Source organism: Streptococcus bouchesdurhonensis, from assembly GCF_948472335.1.
In genome coordinates this window covers 162,393-187,053 of sequence record NZ_CAOKTW010000009.1, presented here as the reverse complement: position 1 = coordinate 187,053, position 24,661 = coordinate 162,393, and the positions used below count along the sequence as shown (strand labels likewise).

Genomic DNA, 24,661 nt, shown 5'->3' with positions numbered 1-24,661 from the left:
ACCAACTGCTTCACCAACTTCAACCGCATCACCAGTCGCCAAGTTGATACCATAACAGTGACGGCATACACCATGACGAGTGTTACATGTAAATACAGAGCGGATAGTCACTTCTTCCACACCAGCATTGACAATTTCACGCGCCTTGTCTTCTGTAATCAACTCATTTGGACCGATAATCACTGCACCAGTTTCTGGATGTTTAACGGTTTTCTTAGTGTAACGACCGTTGAGACGTTCTTCTAGAGACTCGATCATCTCTTTTCCTTCTGCGATAGAACGGATAAGGAGACCACGGTCTGTTCCACAGTCGTCCTCACGGATGATAACGTCTTGGGCAACGTCAACCAAACGACGAGTCAAGTAACCTGAGTCGGCTGTCTTAAGGGCCGTATCGGTCATACCTTTACGCGCACCGTGAGTTGAGAAGAACATTTCGAGTACTGACAAACCTTCGCGGAAGTTTGAAAGGATTGGCAATTCCATGATACGTCCATTCGGAGCAGCCATCAGACCACGCATACCGGCAAGCTGTGAGAAGTTTGAGATGTTACCACGGGCTCCAGAGTCCATCATCATAACGATTGGGTTCTTAGGATCTTGGTTGGCAATCAAGCGTTTCTCAAGTTTTTCACGGGCAGCACGCCATTCAGCTGTAACAGCATTGTAACGCTCGTCATCTGTGATCATACCACGACGGAATTGTTTGGTGATTTGTTCTACACGTTTGTGTGATTCTTCAATGATTTCAGCCTTGTCGTCAACGACTGGGATATCGGCAATACCCACTGTCAATCCTGCAAGAGTTGAGTGGTGGTAACCGAGGTTCTTCATACGGTCAAGTAGGGCAGAAGTTTCTGTCGTACGGAAACGTTTGAAGATTTCAGCGATGATATTTCCAAGGTTTTTCTTCTTGAAAGGAGGGTTAAGTTCAAGATTGCTGATAGCTTCCTTGATATCTCCACCAAGTGGCAAGAAGTATTTAGCTGGAACGCCTTCTGTCAAGTTGGCATTGTTTGGTTCTTGCAAGTATGGTAGACCCTCTGGCATGATGTCGTTGAAAAGGATTTTACCAACTGTTGTAAGCAATACCTTGTGTTTTTGCTCTTCTGTCCAAGGTTTGTTGAGGCTGTCTGTTGCGATACCAACACGTGAGTGGAGGTGAACATAACCATTGCGGTAAGCCATAACAGCTTCGTCACGGTCTTTGAAGACCATTCCTTCACCTTCACGACCAGCTTCTTCCATGGTCAAGTAGTAGTTACCCAAAACCATGTCCTGAGATGGTGTAACAACTGGTTTACCATCTTTCGGGTTCAAGATGTGCTCAGCAGCGAGCATGAGGATACGAGCTTCTGCTTGGGCTTCTTCTGAAAGCGGTACGTGGATGGCCATTTGGTCCCCGTCAAAGTCGGCATTGTAGGCTTCACAGACAAGTGGGTGCAAGCGAAGGGCCTTACCATCAATTAAGACTGGCTCGAAGGCTTGGATACCCAAACGGTGAAGGGTCGGTGCGCGGTTCAAAAGTACTGGGTGTTCTTTGATCACTTCTTCAAGGATATCCCAGATGCGTTCGTCTCCACGTTCCACCAAGCGTTTAGCAGCTTTGACGTTTTGCACGATATCACGTGCAACGATTTCACGCATCACGAATGGCTTAAAGAGCTCGATCGCCATTTCACGTGGCACACCACATTGGTACATCTTAAGCGTTGGACCAACGGCGATAACGGAACGTCCTGAGAAGTCAACACGTTTACCGAGCAAGTTTTGACGGAAGCGTCCTTGTTTACCTTTAAGCATGTGGCTCAATGATTTAAGAGGACGGCTACCTGGTCCTGTGATTGGACGACCACGACGACCATTGTCAATCAAAGCGTCAACCGCTTCTTGAAGCATACGCTTCTCATTTTGAACGATGATACCTGGTGCATTCAACTCAAGCAAACGAGCCAAACGATTGTTACGGTTGATAACACGGCGGTAAAGGTCATTCAAGTCAGATGAGGCAAAACGGCCACCATCCAACTGCAACATTGGACGAAGATCTGGTGGAATAACCGGAAGGATGTTAAGAATCATCCATTCAGGTTTATTTCCAGACTTGTAAAAGGCATCCAAAACATCCAAACGACGGATAGCTTTGACACGTTTTTGTCCAGTAGCTGTTTTTAACTCTTCTTTGAGTTCAGCAATTTCTTTTTCAAGATCTACTTGTTTTAAAAGGTCTTGGATGGCTTCGGCACCCATCTTGGCAACGAATGATCCATAGCCATACTCACGCAAGCGCTCACGGTATTCGCGCTCTGTCATGATAGACTTGTGCTCAAGTGGTGTATCCTTAGGATCAATCACCACATAAGCCGCAAAGTAGATAACTTCCTCGAGGGCACGAGGGCTCATATCAAGGGTCAAGCCCATACGGCTTGGAATCCCCTTGAAGTACCAGATGTGAGATACAGGAGCTTTCAATTCGATATGCCCCATACGCTCACGACGAACTTTTGTACGCGTTACTTCAACCCCACAACGGTCACAAACAATTCCTCTGTAACGAATGCGTTTGTACTTACCACAAGCACATTCCCAGTCTTTTGTAGGACCAAAGATAACTTCATCAAAGAGTCCTTCACGTTCTGGTTTCAAAGTACGGTAATTGATTGTTTCAGGTTTTTTGACTTCTCCATAAGACCATGAACGGACTTTGCTTGGAGAAGCTAGGGTGATTTGCATACTTTTAAAACGATTTACATCAACCACTATTTCTTCCCTTTCTATTCTAAGTGAACTGCTTATTCTTATTCAGCAGCTTCTTCTGTTGCTTCCGCTTTTGTTGCTTTCTCAGCTTCTTCAGCTTCAAAGGCTGCTTTAGCCTCTTGTGCTGCTTTTTCGCGGGCTTTTTCAAGGTCATCTACGTGGATGACATCTTCGTCCATTCCTTCATCCAAGTCGCGAAGTTCCACTTCTTGGTCATCTTCGTCTAGGACACGCATGTCAAGACCAAGAGATTGCAATTCTTTGACAAGAACTCGGAAGGATTCTGGAACACCTGGTTTTGGAATTGGTTTTCCTTTTGTAATGGCTTCATAAGCTTTCAAACGTCCGTTGATATCGTCAGACTTGTAAGTCAAGATTTCTTGGAGGACATTTGAGGCACCGTAGGCTTCAAGAGCCCAAACCTCCATCTCACCGAAACGTTGTCCACCAAACTGAGCTTTACCTCCGAGTGGTTGTTGGGTAACGGTTGAGTAAGGTCCGACTGAACGCGCGTGCAATTTATCATCAACCATGTGGTGGAGTTTGATCATGTACATGACTCCGACAGAAACACGGTTATCAAATGGTTCACCAGTACGTCCATCGTAAAGGATCGTTTTGGCATCGCTATCCATACCTGCTTCTTTAACAGTTGACCAAAGGTCTTCTGAACTTGCTCCGTCAAAGACTGGTGTTGCGATGTGAATACCAAGAGTACGAGCAGCCATACCAAGGTGAAGCTCCATAACCTGACCGATATTCATACGTGATGGCACCCCAAGTGGGTTCAACATGATATCGACTGGAGTTCCGTCTGGAAGATAAGGCATGTCTTCTACAGGAACGATACGAGAGACAACCCCTTTATTTCCGTGACGTCCGGCCATCTTATCTCCAACCTTGATCTTACGTTTTTGAGCGATGTAGACGCGAACCAGCATATTGACACCTGATTGCAACTCATCTCCATTTGCGCGTGTAAAGATCTTAACATCACGAACGACACCATCAGCACCGTGTGGTACACGAAGAGAAGTATCACGCACTTCACGAGATTTATCTCCGAAGATAGCGTGCAAGAGACGTTCTTCAGCTGAAAGGTCTTTCTCACCCTTAGGTGTTACTTTACCTACAAGGATATCACCTTCTTTAACCTCAGCACCGATACGGATAATACCCATTTCGTCAAGGTCTTTAAGAGCGTCTTCCCCAACATTTGGAATTTCGCGAGTAATTTCTTCAGGCCCAAGCTTTGTATCGCGTGTTTCTGATTCGTATTCTTCAAGGTGGACAGATGTGTAGACATCATCTTTCACCAAGCGTTCGCTCATGATAACGGCATCCTCGAAGTTGTAACCTTCCCAAGTCATGTAGGCAACGATTGGGTTTTGTCCAAGCGCCATTTCTCCATTTTCCATAGAAGGGCCGTCAGCGATGAAATCGCCTTTTTCAACGACATCGCCAACTTTTACGAGAGTGCGTTGGTTGTAAGCAGTACCTGAGTTTGAACGACGGAATTTTTGGATGTGGTAAACGTCCAATGAACCATCTTCACGACGAACTTCTACCTTGTCAGCATCTGCATAGGCAACTTTACCGTCATACTGAGCAATCACAGCAGCTCCTGAATCGTGGGCTGCTTGGTATTCCATACCAGTACCAACGTAAGGTGCTTTAGGATTAATCAATGGTACAGCCTGACGTTGCATGTTGGCTCCCATGAGGGCACGGTTGGAGTCATCGTTTTCCAAGAAAGGAATACATGCTGTCGCAACGGCAACTACCTGTTTTGGTGATACGTCCATGTAGTCAACAACATTAGCTGGATACTCTTGGTTGACCCCTTGGTGACGACCCATGACAACTTTCTCAGCAAATGTTCCATCTTCATTCAGACGAGAATTAGCCTGTGCTACAGTAAATTCATCTTCTTCATCGGCTGTCAACCAAACGATTTCGTTCGTAACAACACCTGTTTCACGGTCAACTTTACGGTATGGTGTTTGAACAAAACCATATTTGTTCAAGTGTCCGTAAGATGACAAGTTATTGATCAAACCGATATTAGGTCCTTCAGGTGTCTCGATTGGACACATACGACCGTAGTGAGTGTAGTGCACGTCACGTACTTCATATCCAGCGCGGTCACGTGTCAAACCACCAGGCCCTAAGGCTGACAAACGGCGTTTGTGAGACAACTCAGAAAGTGGGTTGTGTTGGTCCATGAACTGTGACAACTGTGATGAACCAAAGAATTCTTTAACCGCAGCTGTTACAGGACGAATATTGATAATTTGTTGCGGTGTCAAGACTTCGTTATCTTGAACAGACATACGTTCACGGACATTACGTTCCATACGAGAAAGTCCAAGACGTACTTGGTTGGCAAGCAATTCACCAACCGCACGGATACGACGGTTTCCAAGGTGGTCAATATCATCTACACGGCCAAGTCCTTCAGCCAAGTTGAGGAAGTAACTCATCTCAGCAAGGATATCTGCAGGAGTGACGATACGAACCTTGTCATCTGGATTAGCATTACCGATGATCGTTACAACACGGTCTGGATCAGTTGGAGCAACAACCTTGAATTTTTGAAGAACAACTGGCTCAGTCACAACAGCTGCATCATTTGGAATGTAAACAATCTTGTTCAAATCACCATCCAAATAACTTTCAATGCTTTCAATCACACTACGAGTCATGATTGTTCCAGCTTCTACCAAGATTTCTCCTGTTTCAGAGTCTACCAATGGCTCAGCAATAGTTTGGTTAAGCAAACGTGTTTTAACATTGAGTTTTTTATTGATTTTGTAACGACCGACAGCTGCCAAGTCATAACGACGTGGGTCAAAGAAACGAGCTACAAGCAAGCTACGTGAGCTTTCAGCAGTCTTAGGCTCACCTGGACGAAGGCGTTCGTAAATTTCTTTCAAGGCTTCGTCTGTACGAGAGTCCATTGGGTTCTTGTGGATATCTTTTTCAACAGTGTTGCGAACCAATTCGCTATCACCAAAGATATCAAAGATTTCATCATCACCTGAGAAACCAAGCGCACGAACCAATGTCGTAAATGGAATCTTACGAGTACGGTCGATACGAGTGTAGGCGATATCTTTTGAGTCGCTTTCAAGTTCCAACCAAGCTCCACGGTTAGGGATAACAGTTGAACCGTAGCCCACTTTACCGTTTTTATCAACTTTATCGTTAAAGTAAACACCTGGTGAGCGGACCAACTGAGATACGATGATACGTTCACCACCATTGATGATGAAAGTACCCATTTCAGTCATGATTGGGAAATCACCAAAGAAAACTTCTTGGGTTTTGATTTCGCCTGTTTCTTTATTGATCAAGCGGAAGGTTACAAAAATTGGTGCTGAGTAGCTAGCATCGTGAATACGAGCTTCTTCTAGCGTATATTTTGGTTCCTTGATTTCATATCCAACAAATTCCAACTCCATTGTGTCTGTGAAGTTTGAAATTGGCAATACATCTTCAAACACTTCCTTCAGACCATGGTCTAGGAAATCTTTGAATGAGTCAGTTTGAATTTCAATCAAATTTGGTAAGTCAAGAACTTCTTTGATTCTTGAAAAACTACGACGGGTACGATGTTTCCCGTATTGAACGTCATGTCCTGCCAAGATGATTCTCCTTTGTAAATAAGTTCCAAGCCTTGTCAATCAGGCTTTTCTAATCGTCATATGGTTTTAAAAACCCCTATCACCGTGTCCTCTTGATAAATTTTCAGAATCTTTAAGTCTTTGTTACAAACACGCAAAATCCTGAAAAAAAGCACAAAAAGAGCAGCTAAATCTGACTTTTTCAGAAGATTTAACTGCTGTGAGCCTTGTCTGGACAATATTTCAGACAAAACCTACGACAAATGATTATTCATATTATACCCTATTTAGCTAGATTTTTCAAGGGGATTGATGAATTTTTGACAAAATCTTTTCCTATAAAAAATTAAATTCAACAATCACTTTGCAAACTTCATTTTCGGTTCAATCGTTCAATAAAAATATAGTAAATTACGATTTTCCTATTTTATCCTAGGTTGTTTTTCTTGACTTTACCAGGCCTTTATTTTAATATATATGTATAAATATATAGGGAGGTTTATGATGAATATCTTACTGTCTAAAACTGAACAAGACTTGCTATTCTTACTGGAAGAATTAACCAAACACCATGATTGGATAGAAATTCCAGTCTTAGTTGAGAAGCTGAATTTTTCAATCGAAGAATTGCAAGAACACCTTTTTAAGCTTGAGCAATTGTTTCCTAACCTCCTGCTTCAATCAAGAAAAAAAGGCATTCAATTGCAGTTTGAAGTCCAAAACACCTTGGATCCCAGGATTGCGATTTTTAAACAATCTGAAACCTATTCTTTTTTGAACCAGTTGTTTTTCAATGAGGGACAATCACTCGTGCAAATGTGTCAAGAACTTGTGATGAGTTGCGAACGAGTTCAGGAAATCATCCAACATCTAAATACTAAACTTCCACAACATTATGGCATCAGTATCCAACTTTCCCCTTTAGTCATGGAGGGAGAAGAAGAGGGCATTCGTGCCTTTTATCTAGACTACTTTAGCCAAAGTTACGACTTTCTTGATTGGCCCTTCCCTTCTATTTCTGAAGAATCACTCACTCACTTGATTCAGCTATTTTTGGACGCCCAACAAGTTTCACCCAACCTCAGTAGTTTACGACAAATCAAATACACTCTAGCTATCAATCTGGAGCGCTTTAATAAGAGTCATTTGATTGAAAATCCTACTCCTCTTTTAACCAGTCACTACAGCTCTCTGATGCAAATTCCCCAGTTTGAACAAGATATCAAAAAGCTGGCTAAAAAACTCCATTTTGAACCTACAAAGGAAACACTAGAACAGCTATTTTCAAACCCAATAAAATCTCCTCAAATTACAAACAATCCTAACAATGGAGCACTAGGTGACATTCATCAGATTCAAAAATCCTATCGTTTATTGAGTCAAATTTTAGAAGAATTATCTAAAGAATTTCACCTACAGATTGAAAATCACGAGGAATTGATTTGGCTCCTCCACTACACTGCCCAATCTGATTTCTTTCATTTACTCAGTAACCAGTCTCTCGACAGACAGAAATCCCAAATTTTAAGCAGTTATCAAGTAGAATTTCCAAAACTATTTGAAGTCAGTCAACACAAATTCCAATCTTACCTGAATGAAATGGGGCTAGAAAATCACCCAAGTAAGCTACAAGAACTTGTCTACACCTTTTCTATCCAAGGGCAGCGAATTTTAGTCCAATTACTTCAAAAACTTCCCAAAATACGAGTTTTAGTCATTAGTCATCTGGATAGTCATCACGCACAAAACCTTATCGACACCCTTGCTCACTACGGCAATAATCTCTATCTCTTTGATTCTTGGGAAGAATCTACGATTTCTTTCTCAGTTCTCAATCAAATTCCTCACGATATTGTTATCACTACCTTTCCTGTCACCAACTCTCCTAAACCAATTATCTATAATCGTAACTTCTCTACTTCAGAATTATTTCATAACCTTCACATTCTTGCTTCTCAAATTCATAAAGAAAGACTGGCTTAATCGTAACAAAATTTGTTGCGATTTTTTCTTTTATTTTAATTTTGGGAAAACGCTTGCATCTTATTTTACTAAGTGCTATACTGATGATAGAAATTTATTGATTGGAGAATCATTATGAGAAAAATACCATCTCAAACTGAGAAAAAAATGGTTTACAGCATCCGCTCCCTCAAAAATGGAACTGGTTCTGTCCTTATTGGAGCAAGCCTTATTCTGCTTGCCATGGCTACACCAACTATCTCAGCAAACGAAAATACACCAACCACTAACGAACCCAGCAACAGAAATACAACCTCCCTTACTCAACCTCTTACTGATGCAACAAACATCGCTGGCAAGAACGAAAGCGATTTTTCTTCACCTGATAGTGCAAACGCTTCCCTAGAGAAAAAAGAAGAAAAAGCTGCAACAGAGGTACCCACTCCTGCTACAACACCAGCCGATTCAGCCCCACAAACCGGACAAGATCGTTCAAGTGAACCAACTACTTCTACGAGTCCAGTAACGACTGAAACTAAGGCAGAAGAACCAATAGAAGACAACTACTTCCGTATCCATGTCAAAAAGCTTCCTGAAGAAAACAAGGATGCTCAAGGACTATGGACTTGGGACGATGTTGAAAAACCATCTGAAAATTGGCCTAACGGAGCCTTATCCTTTAAAGATGCCAAAAAAGATGACTACGGCTACTACCTAGATGTCAAATTAAAGGGAGAACAAGCCAAGAAAATTAGCTTCCTCATCAATAATACAGCTGGGAAAAATCTAACCGGAGATAAATCGGTAGAAAAACTGGCACCAAAGATGAATGAGGCTTGGTTGGACCAAGATAACAAGGTTTTCTCTTACGAACCACAGCCTGCAGGAACTGTTCGCGTCAACTACTACCGCACAGATGGCAACTATGACAAGAAATCTCTCTGGTACTGGGGAGATGTGAAAGAGCCAAGTAGTGGTGAATGGCCTAACGGAACAGACTTTACGGCTACAGGCAAATATGGTCGTTATATCGATATTCCACTCAAAGATGCAGCTAAAGACCTTGGATTTTTATTACTAGACAGAAACAAACAAGGAGACGATGTGAAAATCCGTAAAGAAGATTATAAGTTCACAGATTTAAAAAATCATAGCCAAATTTTCCTCAAAGACGATGATGAAACCATCTACACCAACCCCTACTATGTGCACGATATCCGCATGACAGGAGCCCAACACGTAGGTACTTCTAGCATTGAGAGTAGTTTTTCAACACTTGTCGGTGCTAAAAAAGAGGATATCCTCAAACACTCTAACATCACTAATCACCTAGGAAACAAAGTAGCTATTACTGATGTTGCAATAGATGAAGCTGGTAAGAAAGTGACCTACAGCGGAGATTTCTCGGACACAAAACATCCATATACTGTTAGCTACAATTCCGACCAATTCACTACCAAAACAAGCTGGCGACTTAAAGATGAGACATACAGTTATGATGGCAAACTTGGAGCTGACTTAAAAGAAGAAGGAAAACAGGTTGATTTAACCCTTTGGTCACCAAGTGCTGATAAGGTTTCTGTCGTTGTCTACGACAAGAATGACCCTGAAAAAGTGGTTGGAACTGTCGCTCTTGAAAAAGGGGAAAGAGGAACTTGGAAACAAACTCTAGATAGCACAAATAAATTAGGAATCACAGATTTCACTGGCTACTATTATCAATACCAAATTGAACGTCAAGGTAAAACTGTTCTTGCACTCGATCCTTACGCTAAGTCCCTCGCTGCTTGGAATAGTGATCTTGCAAAAACAGACGCTTCCCATAAAGTGGCTAAAGCCGCCTTTGTAGATCCAGCCAAACTAGGACCTCAAGACTTGACTTATGGTAAGATTCACAACTTCAAGACTCGTGAAGATGCCGTTATCTACGAAGCTCATGTGCGTGACTTCACTTCAGATCCCGCTATCGCAAAAGACTTGACCAAACCATTTGGTACCTTTGAAGCCTTTATTGAAAAACTAGACTACCTCAAAGACTTGGGTGTAACCCACATCCAGCTCCTTCCCGTCTTGTCTTACTACTTTGTCAATGAATTGAAAAACCATGAACGCTTGTCTGACTACGCTTCAAGCAACAGCAACTATAACTGGGGATATGATCCTCAAAACTACTTCTCCTTGACTGGTATGTATTCAAGCGATCCTAAAAATCCAGAAAAACGAATCGCAGAATTTAAAAACCTCATCAACGAGATCCACAAACGTGGTATGGGAGCTATCCTAGATGTAGTGTATAACCATACAGCCAAGGTCGATATCTTTGAAGATTTAGAGCCAAACTACTACCACTTTATGGATGCTGATGGGACACCTCGCACTAGCTTTGGTGGTGGACGCTTGGGGACAACCCACCATATGACCAAACGACTCCTAGTTGACTCTATCAAATATCTAGTTGATACCTACAAAGTGGATGGATTCCGCTTCGATATGATGGGAGACCATGATGCAGCTTCTATTGAAGAAGCGTACAAGGCCGCACGCGCCCTCAATCCACACTTAATCATGCTTGGTGAAGGTTGGAGAACCTATGCTGGTGATGAGAACATGCCTACTAAAGCTGCTGACCAAGATTGGATGAAACATACCGATACTGTCGCTGTCTTCTCAGATGACATCCGTAACAACCTCAAGTCTGGTTATCCAAACGAAGGTCAACCTGCCTTTATCACAGGTGGCAAGCGTGATATCAACACTATTTTTAAAAATCTCATTGCTCAGCCAACCAACTTTGAAGCTGATAGTCCTGGAGATGTTATCCAGTATATCGCAGCCCATGATAACTTGACCCTCTTTGACATCATTGCCCAGTCTATCAAAAAAGACCCAAGCAAGGCTGAAAACTATGCTGAAATTCATCGTCGTTTGCGACTTGGAAATCTCATGGTTTTGACAGCTCAAGGAACTCCATTTATTCACTCTGGTCAGGAATATGGTCGCACCAAACAATTCCGTGACCCAGCCTACAAGACTCCAGTAGCGGAGGATAAGGTTCCAAACAAATCTCACTTGTTGCGTGATAAGGATGGCAATCCATTTGACTATCCTTACTTCATCCATGACTCTTACGATTCGAGTGATGCTATTAACAAGTTTGACTGGACTAAGGCTACAGATGGTAAAGCTTATCCTGAAAATGTCAAGAGCCGTGACTATATGAAAGGTTTGATTGCCCTTCGTCAATCTACAGATGCCTTCCGACTTAAGAGTCTCCAAGATATCAAAGACCGTGTCCACCTCATCACTGTTCCAGGCCAAAATGGTGTGGCAAAAGAGGACGTGGTAATTGGCTACCAAATCACTGCTCCAAACGGTGATATCTACGCAGTCTTTGTCAATGCGGATGAAAAAGCTCGCGAATTTAATTTGGGAACTGCCTTTGCCCACCTCAGAAATGCTGAAGTTTTGGCAGATGAAAACCAAGCAGGACCAGTAGGAATTGCCAACCCTAAAGGACTTGAGTGGACTGAAAAAGGCTTGAAATTAAATGCCCTTACAGCTACTGTTCTTCGAGTCTCTCAAGGTGGTGCCATCGTTGCCCCAGCTGTGGAAGAAAAACCAGAATTTGACCTTTCTAGCTTAAAACAAGAACAAGGGCAATATAATATCCAAGACAATATTCCAAACCGAGTAGTCAAACCGGAACAGCAAACTCCAGCTCCACAGGCTAAACCTGATTCTGCAAAACCAGATGCAAAAGTAGCCGATGCGGAAAATAAACCTAGCCAAGCTACAACTGATTCACAAACTTCACAACCAACACAAGAAGCACAAGCATCATCTGTAAAAGAGGCGGTTCAAAACGAATCGGTAGAAAACTCTAGCAAGGAAAATAAACCTGCCCCCCTAGCTAAACAAGCTGAACTTCCAAATACAGGAACCAAAAACGATCACAAACTCCTGTTTGCAGGAATTAGTCTCCTCACCCTTCTAGGTCTCGGTTTCTTACTAAAAAACAAAAAAGAGAACTAAACTAGCCCTCCTATAGAACAATCCCCCAAGCCTTAACGCTCGGGGGATTGATTTTTGCCCTGATAAGCCTATCTATCAAATCATATATTCTACACTATAGGTCGCATCCGAAAGAATTCGTGCCAAAAATTGCTTGGTTCGTTCTTCCTGTGGGCGACTAAAGAAATCATGGGCATTATTTTCTTCAACAATTTTCCCGCCATCCATAAAAATGACATGATTGGCTACATCTCTAGCAAAACCCATCTCATGTGTCACTACTACCATAGTAACTCCTTCTTTAGCTAACTGTTTTAAAACATCTAAAACATCCCCTACCAACTCTGGATCCAAGGCCGATGTCGGCTCATCTAATAAAATGACCTCTGGTTTCACAGCGATGGCACGGGCAATACCGATTCGTTGTTGCTGACCTCCAGAAAGCTGAGAAGGATAATAATCTTTATAAGCTAGTAAACCAACCTTTTCTAAGGCAACTTCCGCACGTTTAGTTGCTTCTTCCTTAGGAATTTTCCGAGCAATCACCAGGCCCTCCAAAATATTTTCCAAGGCCGTTTTATTAGCAAATAAATTATAATGTTGAAAAACAAAGGCGGTCTTCTGGCGAATTTCTAAAATATCTTTTTTGGTCAATTTGCCAAGATCGTAGTCTTTGTCAGCAAGCTTCAAAGAGCCACTATCGGCTTTTTCTAAATGATTGAGACATCTGAGAAAAGTCGTTTTACCTGATCCAGATGGCCCCAATATTACAACCACATCCCCTTGGTTGACCTTGAGATTAACATCTTCTAAGACTTGTCTGTCTCCAAATTTTTTTGCAACATGTTCTACTTGTAACATTGTCTCCTCCTATGCTAAACCTGTACGGGGCACTACTTGTCCCTGTTCTCTTCGAATATAGCGTTTCTCTAAGATTGAAAAGCCCCATTGAATCAATCCGCAAATAAGAATGTACTGTAAAAAGATCACAAAATAGGATTCAAAATACTGATAACCATAAGATGCTTCAACACGGGCAATAGCTGTAATATCCTTAATGGTCATCACAAAGACCAAAGAGGTTCCTTTTACAATATTTATAACTAGATTAGCCAGATTGGGCAGGGCTGATCGCAAGGCCTGTGGAAAAATAATCCTCACATAAGCTTGACTAGTGGTTAAGCCAATCGCTTGTGCAGCTTCTAATTGTCCCTTATCCACAGTCAAAATAGCCGAACGTAAGATTTCTGATAAACTACCTGTCGTCATCAAACTATAGATAATAAAAGCATAATAGATCGGATTGAGTTTAAAGATATCAACATCACTTCCTATGCTTTTGAGAAATTGATTGAGCAAACTCGGAAACAAACTATAAAAGAAAAGAATCAGCAAAATCGGAGGTGTTGCTCTTATAAAAGCTAGATACACGAGAGAGAAAGTTCGAACACCTTTGACTTTATATATTTGTCCCAGAGCTAAAAACAAGGCTGGTAGAAAACTTAAGACCATGGCTACAATCATGATAATCAAGGTGGTCGGTACCCCTTTTAAGGTCTCTAAAAAGGTTTTTGCAATATAGTCTAAATCCATATCCTATCTCCCTTTCGTTTCCAAAGATTTTTCTAACAAGCGACTCAAGAAGGAAACAGCTAAGGCTACACCCCAATAAAGAATGGCAACCGCTGTATAGGTTTCAAGAGAGTAATTCCCCAAATTACGACTGATTAAGAGATTCCCAGCCCCCATGACATCCACAAAACCAATCGTATATGCTAGGGCAGCGTCCCGCATCAAATTTAGAATAGCGGTCGTCATATTTGGAAGAGCCACTTGAAAAGCCTGAGGAAAAATGATTCTCCAAAATGTCTGACTAGGGGTCAGACCAATACTGACTCCAGCTTCCATCTGACCTTTGGGAATTGCCTGATAAGAAGCCTTAAACACTTCTGCAATGATAGCCGCAAATAGCAAGACCATGGTGAATAAGACGAAGACCGTCTTAGACCAGTTGTTGATATCTAAATTCAACCACCATTTTAAAAATTCAGGTAAACCATAAAAGACAAGGAATAGTAAAACAATAGGAGGAGTACAGCGAAGAGTGAAAATATAACCCTTAGAAAGACCTGCAAAAGTCTTATCTTCTCCCACTTGAGCCCAAGCCAGTAAGCCACCGAAAAGGGAACCAAGGATTGTAGTAAAAAAGAGAATGGACAAGGTCATCGGAAGAGCCTGCCATAAGGTTGGTAAAAATTGGAACACTCTTGAAAAATCATATGAAACCATATAAACCTCTTTCTAATACTCAATGAAAATCAAAAAGCAAACTAGCCACAGGTTGCTCAAAACAGTGTTTTGAGGTTGTGGATAGAACTGACGAAGTCAGTAACCATACCTACGGCAAGGCGTCGTTGACGCGGTTTGAAGAGATTTTCGAAGAGTATAACATTCCTGATTGTTCATCTAATCTTTATCAACGTAGCTAAAGACGTCTTCTTTAAAGTATTTTTGAGAAAGCTTAGCTAAAGTACCGTCTTCTTTTAATTCTTTAATAGCTTTTTCATACTCTTTAGCAAACTTCTCACCCTTTTCATCACGGTGAATCAATGGATAGGTTGGGATTCCTTTATAAGGGAACCAGCTAAGTTTGTCCGCATATTGGTGGTAAGAACCATCCTCTGCTGTCACTGCTTTTTCAAAAGATAACTTGATATCAAAGAAGGCATCATATCGTCCTTCTAAAACCCAAGCATAAGCATCTGCCACCTTGAAGGATTCAGCAGCTGTCAACTCAATTGGTGTATCCTTATGCTTCTCGTTATAACTATTGATGACATTCCACTGGGCATTTTGAGGAGAGATGGGTACTAATTTTCCTTTATTTTTGGCAAAATCATCAATATTCTTATATTTGGCTTCATCTTCTTTTCTAACAGTAAAACCAATAATGCTGGCTCCTACTGGCTCAGATGGAATAATAAATTTCTTAGCCCGTTCATCTGTATACCAAGCACCTTTAGTTCCAATATCGTACTTGCCAGACTCAAGTCCAATCAAGAGATCATCATCACTAGTTCCAGTATACTCAAATTTATAATCTGCTAATTTCTCATCAACCGCCTTTAAAACAGCGACTTCATAACCATCTGATTCCCCTTTTTCGTCAATAAAATCATAAGGGACATAGTTTTGAGTATGGGCAACTTTTAAAGTTGTTACTTGTCCAGATGAAACTGCATCTGCACCTTTAGCAGATGCTCCCGCCAAAGTTCTACCAATAATCGTTGCTCCAAGCACTGCCGCAACCGCAACTCCACCAATAATCCATGTTTTCTTACTCATATTCTTCTCCTTTATTTATCTAATGCCTCTCTCACCCACTGGATACGCTCCACTGCAATATCACTCGGAATGGTACAATCTGCTCCAAGTATGAAGCCCTCTTTTCCTGTTTCTTCTACCAATCGTTTGGTTTCAGCTTGAATTTCTTCCTTACTGCCTCGATAAAGAAGGCCATCTTCACCGTTTTCAAATCCTCCCAGAACAGCACGACCCTTGAAAATCTCACGACCTTCTTTTAGGCTAATTCCTTCTGGACCAACTGCCCAGTTAAAAACATGAGCTGGATAGTCGGCAAAGATATGAATATCGTTTCGAGCTCCTTCATAGCCACAGATATGAAGGATATTTACCCCACCAACCGACTTAGCCGCTTTTAAAACAGTCAGTTCACTCGGCGCAATAATCTCCTGATAGGCTTCAGCAGAAACACGCGCATCCTGAATACTTTGCACACTGAGATAAATACCGTCTGCTCCTGCATCTTTAATAATAGCTTGACTCAAGCTAGCGATATCTTGCGCAATCACATCAAGGACTTTTTTCAATTTCTGAGAATCTTGAACTAAGAAATCTGCAATGAGATCATCTCCACCAGACACTTCTCCAAGTAACCATTTGAGGTAGGTCACAGGCGCAAAAATATTGTAAATAGCAACAATATCTTCCGTAAACTCCTGCTTAATCTTCTTCACTAATTCTACCTGCTCTCTAATCCACGGATGATCTTCACCCAGAGGTTGAATCTCTGCCAACTCTTGGAGTGACTTTCCTTTGGCAATAACTGGATTTGGATAAGCAAAATAGCCATCACTCATCAACTTGATAAAGTCTGGATGTAGGTCACGGATAAAACGTTTGTGACCTTGTATGTTCTTTTCAATAATCACAGGATTGGAAAATCCCTTTAACCATTCCTCTTCTGATGTAAAGTGGTGCCAAAAACCTACAGGTACACGGTCAACCACTTCTCCTCTAAATGCTTTTAAAACCCATTCTCTTTTTTCTGACATCTCTATTCTCCATTTCTTTCTTTTTCAACTAATAAAACACTGGCAATATCATTGGTTTGAATAAAGTGAAGACTTCCTTTCTGAAAATCCTGAACTCCATGACATCTTGGCCCTTCCTTACAAGTAAGTCCCTTTGTAAGACTGATCGCAAGTAAGATGACAAAGCCGAGGGCCGTCCCTACCAATAGCCACTTTTTTCTTTTCATAAGGCCCTCCTATTCTAAAATAGCAGCCTGACGAATCCAGTCCAATCGTTCTAATTCAAAGTCATCTGGAACCGTGCAATCCGCTCCAAGAAGGACTCCTCTAGTCCCAGCTTCAGCCAACAAGCGTTTGGTTTCCTCTTGTAGTTTAGCCTTGCTACCTCCATAAAGCAGGCTCTGCTTTCCATTTTCAAAACCACCCAAGACCGCTTTGCCATGAAATAGCTCCTGACCTTGAGGTAAGCTGACTGCTTCATGGTGGGTTGCCCAATTGAAAACTTGGGCTGGATAATCTTTGAAAATAGTCACATTGTTACTGGCACCTTGGAAACCGCAGATATGCAGGATATTGACCCCACCTGCCTGATTAGCAGCTTCTAAAACCTTTATGTTGCTTGGCTCAATATAGGTCTGATACAATTCTGCTGTGATGCGCTCATCCTGAATTTCTTGTGTACTGAGGTAAATCCCATCTGCTCCACAATCCTGAATGATTGCCTTGGTTAGGATTGCGATATCCTCAGCTATTACATCTAAAATCTCCCTGAATAGCTCTGGATTTTCGAGTAATAGATTAGCAACCTCCTTATCACCTCTAGAAGTCTCTGTACGAAACCAACGTTTCAGGTAGGAAATCGGAGAAAAGATATTGTAGAATGAAGCAATGTCCTCAGTGAAGGTTGCTCGAATAGCTTCTACCACTTCTACTTGTTGCTGAATCCAAGGATGGTTTTCACCAATCGACTCAATAGAAGCCAGCTCCTGAATACTTGAAACCAAAGGACTGTAGACATTACTTGGATAAATGAAAAATCCGTCACTCATCATTTTGACAAAATCAGGATGAATTCTTTCAACGTACTTCCGATGTCCCTCTACACTTTTTTGAAAGATACGTGGGTTATTTAAACCTTGCCCTTTTTCCTCCAGTGTTACAAAATGAAACCAAAAGCCTACAGGAACTCGTTCCACCTCTTCTCCTCGGATGGCTTTAAAAACTAGCTCTCTTTTACTTGTCATACTTTTCTCCTTCCATTTGGATTGAAACCATCTTACCACTCCTTTTGACCTTTTCCCAATATATATTGACTATCGACTTGATTGATATTGTTTATATCAATAACGAAAAAATCTCTGGAAAGCTTGATTTTACTAGCTTTTCAGAGATTCTTTTTTGTTTATTGCTTTTTTAAAATAGTTGTTATATAGATTTTTTATCAGCCTGATTAGGATTTTTTATTAAGCCTCTTTCATGGCAAAGTATTCCCGTACTTTGGGTGCCACTTGCATTCCGAATAGTTCAATAGCTCTCAGAACCTGGTCATGGGGCATGGAACCAAGCGGTAGATGGAGCATGAAGCGGTCCAAACCTAAGTCTTCAATCATACGAATCAATTTTTCGGCCACCTGATCTGGATTGCCCACAAACATAGCACCATTTGGCCCAACTTGCTCCAAATATTGCTCATAACGCAATTCCTGCCAGTGCGGACGGTCTTTGGAAATAGCATCCACCACTTGCTTGGTTGGATGGAAATAATCTTTCACCGCCTGCTCGCCATCTTCAGCAATCCAACCCCAAGAATGGGCCCCGACCTTTAGCTCCTGACTGGCATGACCCGCTTCGCTCCCAATCTCACGATAAGCCTGAATCAACTTTTTAAAATAACGCGGATTACCACCAATAATGGCATAGACAATCGGTAGGCCTGCCTGAGCAATCTTCACAGTTGATTCGACATGACCACCTGTCGCTATCCACAAGGGCAATTTGTCCTGAACTGGACGAGGATAAACTTCTTTGCCAGAGATTGTTTGGGTCAATCGACCTTGCCAATCTAGTTTTATCTTTTCATTGACTAATTGAAGCAAGTCTAATTTCTCATCAAAAAGAGCTTCGTAGTCTTTCAAATCATAGCCAAACAAGGGAAAAGATTCCGTGAAAGAACCCCTTCCGGCCATAATCTCCGCACGTCCATTTGACAAAGCATCGATAGTGGCATATTGTTGGAACAATCGAATCGGATCCATACTTGAGAGAATGCTGACTGCACTGGTCAAACGAATCTTCTTGGTATTGACTGCCCCAGCTGCCAGAACAATCTCTGGCGCAGATATCGCAAAATCCGCTCGATGGTGCTCACCAATCCCATACACATCCAAACCAACCTTGTCAGCCAGTTCAATCTCTGCCAGCAACTGGCGAATGCGTTCAGCATGACTGTAAGTTTGCCCAGTCCCTTCAAGCTCCGTTGTTTCTCCAAATGTTGAAATTCCCAATTCTACCACAGTGATTCTCCTTGTCTATTCCGGTCCTTCATTTTGAAAAATTATTCTAACACGAATCTTGAGTACAAGCAACCGATTTGCTCACAAGAAAAAGCCTAGATAACTAGACTTTTTAAGCTTATTCTACCGTTACTGACTTAGCAAGGTTACGTGGTTTGTCCACATCAAGCCCACGGTGGAGTGTTGCAAAGTAAGCGACTAATTGCGTTGGCACGACCATTGAAATTGGTGAGAGGTAAGGGTGTACAGTCGTAAGGACGATATCATCTGTATCTTTGGCAACATTTTCTTCTGCAATAGTGAGAACCTTGGCACCACGGGCTGCCACCTCTTGGATATTTCCACGAGTGTGGTTGGCAAGGACTGGATCTGACAAGAGAGCCAAAACAGGCGTTCCTTCTTCAATCAAGGCAATAGTTCCGTGCTTGAGTTCTCCTGCCGCAAAGCCTTCACACTGGATGTAAGAAATCTCTTTGAGTTTAAGGCTTGCTTCCATAGCTACGTAGTAATCTTGACCACGCCCAATATAAAAGGCGTTGCGAGTTGTTTCAAGAAGCTCACGAACCTTGGCTTCAATGGTTTCTTTCTCTGAAAGAGTTGATTCGATAGACTGAGCTACGATTGACAACTCATGAACCAAGTCAAAGACTTGCGCTTTAGCATTGCCATTTGCTTCTCCTACTGCTTTTGCAAGAAAAGCAAGGGCTGCAATTTGTGCTGTATAAGCCTTTGTTGATGCTACGGCAATTTCAGGACCTGCATGAAGGAGCATGGTATGATTGGCTTCACGTGAAAGAGTTGAACCTGGTACGTTTGTCACTGTCAAGCTTGGGATTCCCATTTCATTAGCCTTGACCAAAACCTGACGGCTATCCGCCGTTTCACCAGACTGACTGATAAAGATGAAGAGTGGTTTCTTGCTGAGAAGTGGCATACCGTAACCCCACTCAGATGAAATTCCAAGTTCAACTGGTGTATCTGTCAATTCTTCCAACATTTTCTTAGAAGCAAATCCTGCGTGGTAAGATGTCCCAGCTGCAAGGATGTAGATACGGTCTGCGTCTTGAACAGCCTGGATGATAGCTGGGTCTACTACTACTTGACCAGCCTCATCTGTGTAGGCTTGGATTAGTTTACGCATAACAGTTGGTTGCTCGTCAATTTCCTTAAGCATGTAGTAAGGGTAAGTTCCTTTACCGATATCTGACAAGTCTAGCTCAGCAGTGTAGCTAGCACGCTCACGACGATTTCCATCATAGTCTTGAACTTCCACACTATCAGCCTTGACGATTACCAACTCTTGGTCATGAATTTCCATGTATTGGTTGGTTTCACGAATCATAGCCATAGCATCTGAGCATACCATGTTATAACCTTCACCAAGACCAATCAAGAGTGGTGATTTATTTTTAGCTACGTAGATGACTTCAGGATCTTGTGAGTCAACCAAGGCAAAAGCATAAGAACCACGGATGATGTGAAGAGCTTTTTTGAAGGCTTCAAGAACAGAGAGACCTTCTTCTTCCGCAAATTTTCCAATCAAGTGAACAGCGATTTCAGTATCTGTTTGCCCCTTAAAGTGGTGACCTGCAAGGTATTCTTCCTTGATTTCAAGGTAGTTCTCAATGACCCCATTGTGCACCAAAACAAAACGTTCAGTCTCAGAGCGATGTGGGTGAGCATTGTCTTCCGTTGGTTTTCCGTGAGTAGCCCAACGAGTATGTCCGATACCCGTTGTCCCCTCAACACCAGCTGTCTTAGCAGACAATTCTGCGATACGACCAACAGCCTTCACCAAGTGGTTTTCAGCACCACCTAGGACAAAAATCCCCGCAGAATCATAGCCACGGTATTCGAGCTTTTCAAGCCCTTGAATCAAAATATCAGTTGCATTTGTGTTTCCAACAACACCAACAATTCCACACATAGTATATACGACACAGACCAGCTGTGCTTTCTCCTTAAAATTGGTATAGTCTAATTCCTCTTTTATAGAATCAGCAAAAACAGTATATACTTGTTTCTTTCACTTGTCAAGAGTAAAAATTGGTATAGTTCAAATTACGCTCCTGTTAGCAAAAGACTCTGACCAATTAGGATAATCAGTCAGAGTCCTTTTTAAAATCCATTATTATCGCTTAATTCCTTGAACCAGTGCCCTGATTTCTTCAGACGACGTTCTTGCGTTTCCAAGTCTAATTCGACCAAGCCATAGCGATTTTTATAGCTATTGAGCCATGACCAGCAATCGATAAAGGTCCAAATCAAGTAGCCCTTACAATTGGCTCCGTCTTCAATGGCACGGTGAAGTTCGCGAAGATGACCTTTTACAAAGTCAATACGGTAATCATCTTGAATCATTCCATTCTCACGGAATTTTTCTTCCCCTTCAACACCCATACCATTCTCTGTCAACATCCACTCGATATTACCATAATTTTCCTTGATATTTTGGGCAATGTCATAAATCCCTTGCTCATAAATCTCCCAGCCACGATGAGGATTGATTTTACGTCCAGGCATCACATAAGGCTCATAAAAATGTTCTGGCAAAAGAGGACTCTCTGGATGCTTCGCAAATCGAGGAGCCATAACACGCAAAGGTTGATAGTAGTTGACACCAAGGAAGTCCACAGTATTGTCACGAATGATATCCAACTCCTCCTCTGTAGCATCAGGCAAGAGACCGTATTCATGTAAGATTTCTACCAACTCCTGTGGATAAGTCCCCAAAACAGACGGATCTAAGAAAGATTGGGCCTGAAAAAGGTCCGCAATATTAGCAGCCTTGACATCAGCAGGATGCTGGCTACGTGGATAAGCCGGTGTCAAGTTTAAGACAATCCCAATCTTGGAATCTGGCAAAAGTTCATGACAAGCCTTAACCGCCCGACTGCTGGCCAATTGTGTATGATAAGCTACTTTAACGGCTGCCTCTGCATCCACCTTATGTGGATAATGGGCATCGTAAAAATAGCCAAATTCTACTGGAACTATTGGCTCGTTAAAGGTAATCCATTGATCCACTAAATCTCCATAAATCTCAAAACAAAAACGAGCATAGTCTTCATAGGCTGAAACAGTCGCCTTATTTTCCCAACCATCACCATCCTCTTGAAGGGCAAAAGGCAAATCAAAATGATAAAGATTGACTAAAAGACGAATCCCCTTAGCCTTAATAGCCTCAAAAACCTTACGATAGAAATCCACACCTTGAGCATTGACTTTTCCACGCCCTTGTGGAAAAATCCGTGACCACTGAATAGAAGTCCGAAAGGCCGTATGACCAGTCTCTAACAGTAGCTCAATATCCTTTTCCCAGTTTTCATAAAAGGTTGATGTTTTATCTGGACCAATCCCATTATAGTAACGATTTGGCTCCACTTGGTACCAATAATCCCAGAGATTATCTCCCTTACCGTCACCAGCTACACGTCCTTCTGTTTGTGGTCCAGAAGTAGAGGATCCCCAGACAAAATCCTTTGGAAATCTTAGCATACATTTACCTCTTTATCTACTCATTTTTCCCATTATACAGAAAAAACAAGGTAAAAACTAGTTACATTTTTTCCTTGTTTTTCTTCTGATTATAGTTTTTATTTCTTGCTGAGGATTTCAAGCGTTTCAAGCACGTTATCTGCATGAACTTCGATAGTATCACCAGTCGCTTTAATCTTAACTTCTACGATGCCATCGGCCGCTTTCTTCCCAACAGTGATACGGATTGGCAATCCAATCAAGTCGCTATCACTGAATTTGACTCCGACACGTTCGTTACGGTCATCTGTCAAGACTTCGTAACCAGCTCCCATCAAGCTTGCTTCAAGCTTTTCTGTCAAGGCTTGCGCTTCTTCATCCTTGACATTGACAGTAATCAAGTGCACATCAAATGGTGCCAATTCTTTAGGGAAGTTGATTCCCCAAGCATAACGGTATTCACCTTTTGGCGTTTTGTTAACAAAGAGGCGAGCGTGTTGCTCCATCACTGCTGAAAGGAGACGGCTGACACCAATACCATAACATCCCATGATAATTGGCACAGCACGACCATTTTCATCCAAAACATCTGCCCCCATGCTTGCCGAATAGCGAGTACCGAGTTTGAAGATGTGACCAATTTCGATACCACGCGCAAAGTTAAGGACACCTTGTCCGTCTGGAGAAATTTCACCCTCACGAACTTCACGGATATCCACATATTCTGCAGTAAAATCACGACCTGGGTTCACACCAGTCAAGTGGTAGCCATCTTCGTTAGCACCGACAACTGCATTGCGAACATCTTGCACTTTACGATCTGCAATAATTTTAATATTCTCTGGCAAAGCAACTGGGCCAAGTGAACCAAATCCTGCTTGAACAAGATTCGCCACTTCTTCTTCGCTAGCAACGTCAAAGAAATCTGCTCCCAAGTGGTTTTTCAACTTAACTTCATTGAGTTGGTCATTTCCAACTAGAAGGGCTACAACAAGCTCACCATCTGCCATGTAGAAGAGGGTTTTAATTGTTTGTTCTTCTGGAACATTGAGGAAGGCTGCAACTTCATCAATTGATTTAACATCTGGAGTTGCAACACGAGTCACTTCTTCTTCAGCGACAACACGGTTGCTTGGTTTGTACTCGTTTGTTGCCATTTCTAAGTTAGCCGCATAGCTAGACTCACTTGAGTAAGCAATGGTATCTTCACCAGAAACCATCCATTTGAGCAATTCTGCCTTGATTTCTTCTTGCACTTCTGCAGGAATTTCGTCAAATGAAGCAACTGACTTATCCAAGACAACCCAGCGGTCAAGGTCTGTACGGGCAGGTGTAATGGCCATAAATTCTTGGCTGTCCTTACCACCCATGGCTCCACCGTCACCAATGATAGCCTTGAAGTCTAAACCACTACGAGTAAAAATACGCTCATAAGCAGCCTTATACTCATCATAAACACTGTCCAAGCTATCATAGTTAGCGTGGAAACTGTAAGCATCCTTCATGATGAACTCACGTGTACGAAGAAGTCCATTACGTGGGCGTTTTTCATCACGATACTTAGGCTGGATTTGGTAAAGGTTGAGTGGCAATTGCTTGTAAGACTTAACAGAATCACGAACAATAGCTGTAAAGGTTTCTTCGTGAGTTGGACCTAGGATAAAGTCTGATTTTTCACGGTTTTTTAGCTTGTAAAGGTCTTCACCATAAGTTTCGTAACGACCTGATTCGCGCCACAATTCTGCACTGAGAAGGGCAGGAGCCAACATCTCAACCGCACCAATCTTGTCGAATTCTTGGCGCATGATGTTTTTAGCTTTTTCAATCACACGGTTGGCAAGTGGTAGGTAAGAATAAACACCTGCAGATACTTGACGAACATAGCCAGCTCGCAACATAAGAGCATGGCTGATAACTTGAGCATCGCTTGGCATTTCGCGAAGCGTTGGGATAGGCATTTTACTTTGTTTCATAATATTCC

The 24,661-nt window shown here is 42.1% G+C and carries 15 protein-coding genes; 2 read left to right on the top strand and 13 right to left on the bottom strand.

What is annotated here, in order from left to right:
* Nucleotides 1-2,760: DNA-directed RNA polymerase subunit beta' (gene rpoC / locus QMQ21_RS14910; protein ID WP_261814713.1), on the bottom strand; the 2,760-nt coding region annotated here is incomplete at its 3' end.
* A gap of 38 nt (nt 2,761-2,798) precedes the next feature.
* Complete coding sequence (rpoB, locus tag QMQ21_RS14905; RefSeq protein WP_261814712.1) at nt 2,799-6,404, bottom strand: DNA-directed RNA polymerase subunit beta; 3,606 nt, start codon at nt 6,402-6,404, stop codon at nt 2,799-2,801.
* 483 nt (nt 6,405-6,887) lie between these two features.
* On the opposite strand from rpoB, the gene QMQ21_RS14900 reads away from it, so the two are divergent.
* Together QMQ21_RS14900 and QMQ21_RS14895 are read left to right on the top strand one after the other, a co-directional pair.
* A complete protein-coding gene (locus QMQ21_RS14900; protein ID WP_261019169.1) occupies nt 6,888-8,366 on the top strand; it encodes an AcpB/EbpR/MafR family transcriptional regulator in 1,479 nt (492 codons plus the stop codon).
* A gap of 114 nt (nt 8,367-8,480) precedes the next feature.
* The gene (locus QMQ21_RS14895) at nt 8,481-12,377 is read left to right on the top strand and encodes a pullulanase (RefSeq protein ID WP_261814710.1); all 3,897 of its coding nucleotides are present in this window, start codon (nt 8,481-8,483) and stop codon (nt 12,375-12,377) included.
* A 75-nt stretch (nt 12,378-12,452) separates the two neighbouring features.
* On the opposite strand, the gene QMQ21_RS14890 is transcribed toward QMQ21_RS14895, so the two are convergent.
* From QMQ21_RS14890 to QMQ21_RS14840, 11 genes are all read right to left on the bottom strand, one after another.
* Nucleotides 12,453-13,217: an amino acid ABC transporter ATP-binding protein gene (locus tag QMQ21_RS14890; RefSeq protein ID WP_084947842.1), complete on the bottom strand. Its 765-nt coding sequence runs from the start codon at nt 13,215-13,217 to the stop codon at nt 12,453-12,455.
* Nucleotides 13,218-13,226: 9 nt separating this feature from the next.
* Nucleotides 13,227-13,949 carry an amino acid ABC transporter permease gene (locus QMQ21_RS14885; protein WP_033686286.1) on the bottom strand — a complete coding sequence of 241 codons (723 nt, stop codon included), beginning with the start codon at nt 13,947-13,949 and terminating at the stop codon, nt 13,227-13,229.
* Between the two features lie 3 nt (nt 13,950-13,952).
* Nucleotides 13,953-14,645, bottom strand: coding sequence for an amino acid ABC transporter permease (locus QMQ21_RS14880; RefSeq protein ID WP_004256697.1), 693 nt, complete (start codon nt 14,643-14,645; stop codon nt 13,953-13,955).
* Nucleotides 14,646-14,822: 177 nt separating this feature from the next.
* Complete coding sequence (locus QMQ21_RS14875; protein WP_023946740.1) at nt 14,823-15,701, bottom strand: transporter substrate-binding domain-containing protein; 879 nt, start codon at nt 15,699-15,701, stop codon at nt 14,823-14,825.
* A gap of 11 nt (nt 15,702-15,712) precedes the next feature.
* Nucleotides 15,713-16,711 carry a uroporphyrinogen decarboxylase family protein gene (locus QMQ21_RS14870; RefSeq protein WP_049499508.1) on the bottom strand — a complete coding sequence of 333 codons (999 nt, stop codon included), beginning with the start codon at nt 16,709-16,711 and terminating at the stop codon, nt 15,713-15,715.
* A gap of 2 nt (nt 16,712-16,713) precedes the next feature.
* The gene (locus QMQ21_RS14865; RefSeq protein WP_049501818.1) at nt 16,714-16,917 is read right to left on the bottom strand and encodes a hypothetical protein; all 204 of its coding nucleotides are present in this window, start codon (nt 16,915-16,917) and stop codon (nt 16,714-16,716) included.
* Nucleotides 16,918-16,926: 9 nt separating this feature from the next.
* Nucleotides 16,927-17,934 (bottom strand): uroporphyrinogen decarboxylase family protein, encoded by a 1,008-nt coding sequence (locus QMQ21_RS14860; protein WP_023946744.1) that lies wholly within the window; start codon nt 17,932-17,934, stop codon nt 16,927-16,929.
* A gap of 219 nt (nt 17,935-18,153) precedes the next feature.
* A complete protein-coding gene (locus QMQ21_RS14855) occupies nt 18,154-19,203 on the bottom strand; it encodes an LLM class flavin-dependent oxidoreductase (protein WP_261013370.1) in 1,050 nt (349 codons plus the stop codon).
* A gap of 118 nt (nt 19,204-19,321) precedes the next feature.
* A complete protein-coding gene (gene glmS, locus QMQ21_RS14850) occupies nt 19,322-21,130 on the bottom strand; it encodes a glutamine--fructose-6-phosphate transaminase (isomerizing) (RefSeq protein ID WP_084950758.1) in 1,809 nt (602 codons plus the stop codon).
* A 191-nt stretch (nt 21,131-21,321) separates the two neighbouring features.
* Nucleotides 21,322-22,701: a 6-phospho-beta-glucosidase gene (gene bglA, locus QMQ21_RS14845; protein WP_084947823.1), complete on the bottom strand. Its 1,380-nt coding sequence runs from the start codon at nt 22,699-22,701 to the stop codon at nt 21,322-21,324.
* A gap of 98 nt (nt 22,702-22,799) precedes the next feature.
* Nucleotides 22,800-24,653 (bottom strand): proline--tRNA ligase, encoded by a 1,854-nt coding sequence (locus tag QMQ21_RS14840; RefSeq protein WP_049550572.1) that lies wholly within the window; start codon nt 24,651-24,653, stop codon nt 22,800-22,802.
* Between the last annotated feature and the right edge of the window lie 8 nt (nt 24,654-24,661).

Excerpts from the sequence above, each read along its gene's own strand:
- QMQ21_RS14900 (WP_261019169.1), top strand. The coding sequence starts at position 6,888 with ATGAATATCTTACTGTCTAAAACTGAACAAGACTTGCTATTCTTACTG.
- QMQ21_RS14895 (WP_261814710.1), top strand. The coding sequence starts at position 8,481 with ATGAGAAAAATACCATCTCAAACTGAGAAAAAAATGGTTTACAGCATC.
- QMQ21_RS14890 (WP_084947842.1), bottom strand. The coding sequence starts at position 13,217 with ATGTTACAAGTAGAACATGTTGCAAAAAAATTTGGAGACAGACAAGTC.
- QMQ21_RS14885 (WP_033686286.1), bottom strand. The coding sequence starts at position 13,949 with ATGGATTTAGACTATATTGCAAAAACCTTTTTAGAGACCTTAAAAGGG.
- QMQ21_RS14880 (WP_004256697.1), bottom strand. The coding sequence starts at position 14,645 with ATGGTTTCATATGATTTTTCAAGAGTGTTCCAATTTTTACCAACCTTA.
- QMQ21_RS14875 (WP_023946740.1), bottom strand. The coding sequence starts at position 15,701 with ATGAGTAAGAAAACATGGATTATTGGTGGAGTTGCGGTTGCGGCAGTG.
- QMQ21_RS14870 (WP_049499508.1), bottom strand. The coding sequence starts at position 16,711 with ATGTCAGAAAAAAGAGAATGGGTTTTAAAAGCATTTAGAGGAGAAGTG.
- QMQ21_RS14865 (WP_049501818.1), bottom strand. The coding sequence starts at position 16,917 with ATGAAAAGAAAAAAGTGGCTATTGGTAGGGACGGCCCTCGGCTTTGTC.
- QMQ21_RS14860 (WP_023946744.1), bottom strand. The coding sequence starts at position 17,934 with ATGACAAGTAAAAGAGAGCTAGTTTTTAAAGCCATCCGAGGAGAAGAG.
- glmS (WP_084950758.1), bottom strand. The coding sequence starts at position 21,130 with ATGTGTGGAATTGTTGGTGTTGTTGGAAACACAAATGCAACTGATATT.
- bglA (WP_084947823.1), bottom strand. The coding sequence starts at position 22,701 with ATGCTAAGATTTCCAAAGGATTTTGTCTGGGGATCCTCTACTTCTGGA.
- QMQ21_RS14840 (WP_049550572.1), bottom strand. The coding sequence starts at position 24,653 with ATGAAACAAAGTAAAATGCCTATCCCAACGCTTCGCGAAATGCCAAGC.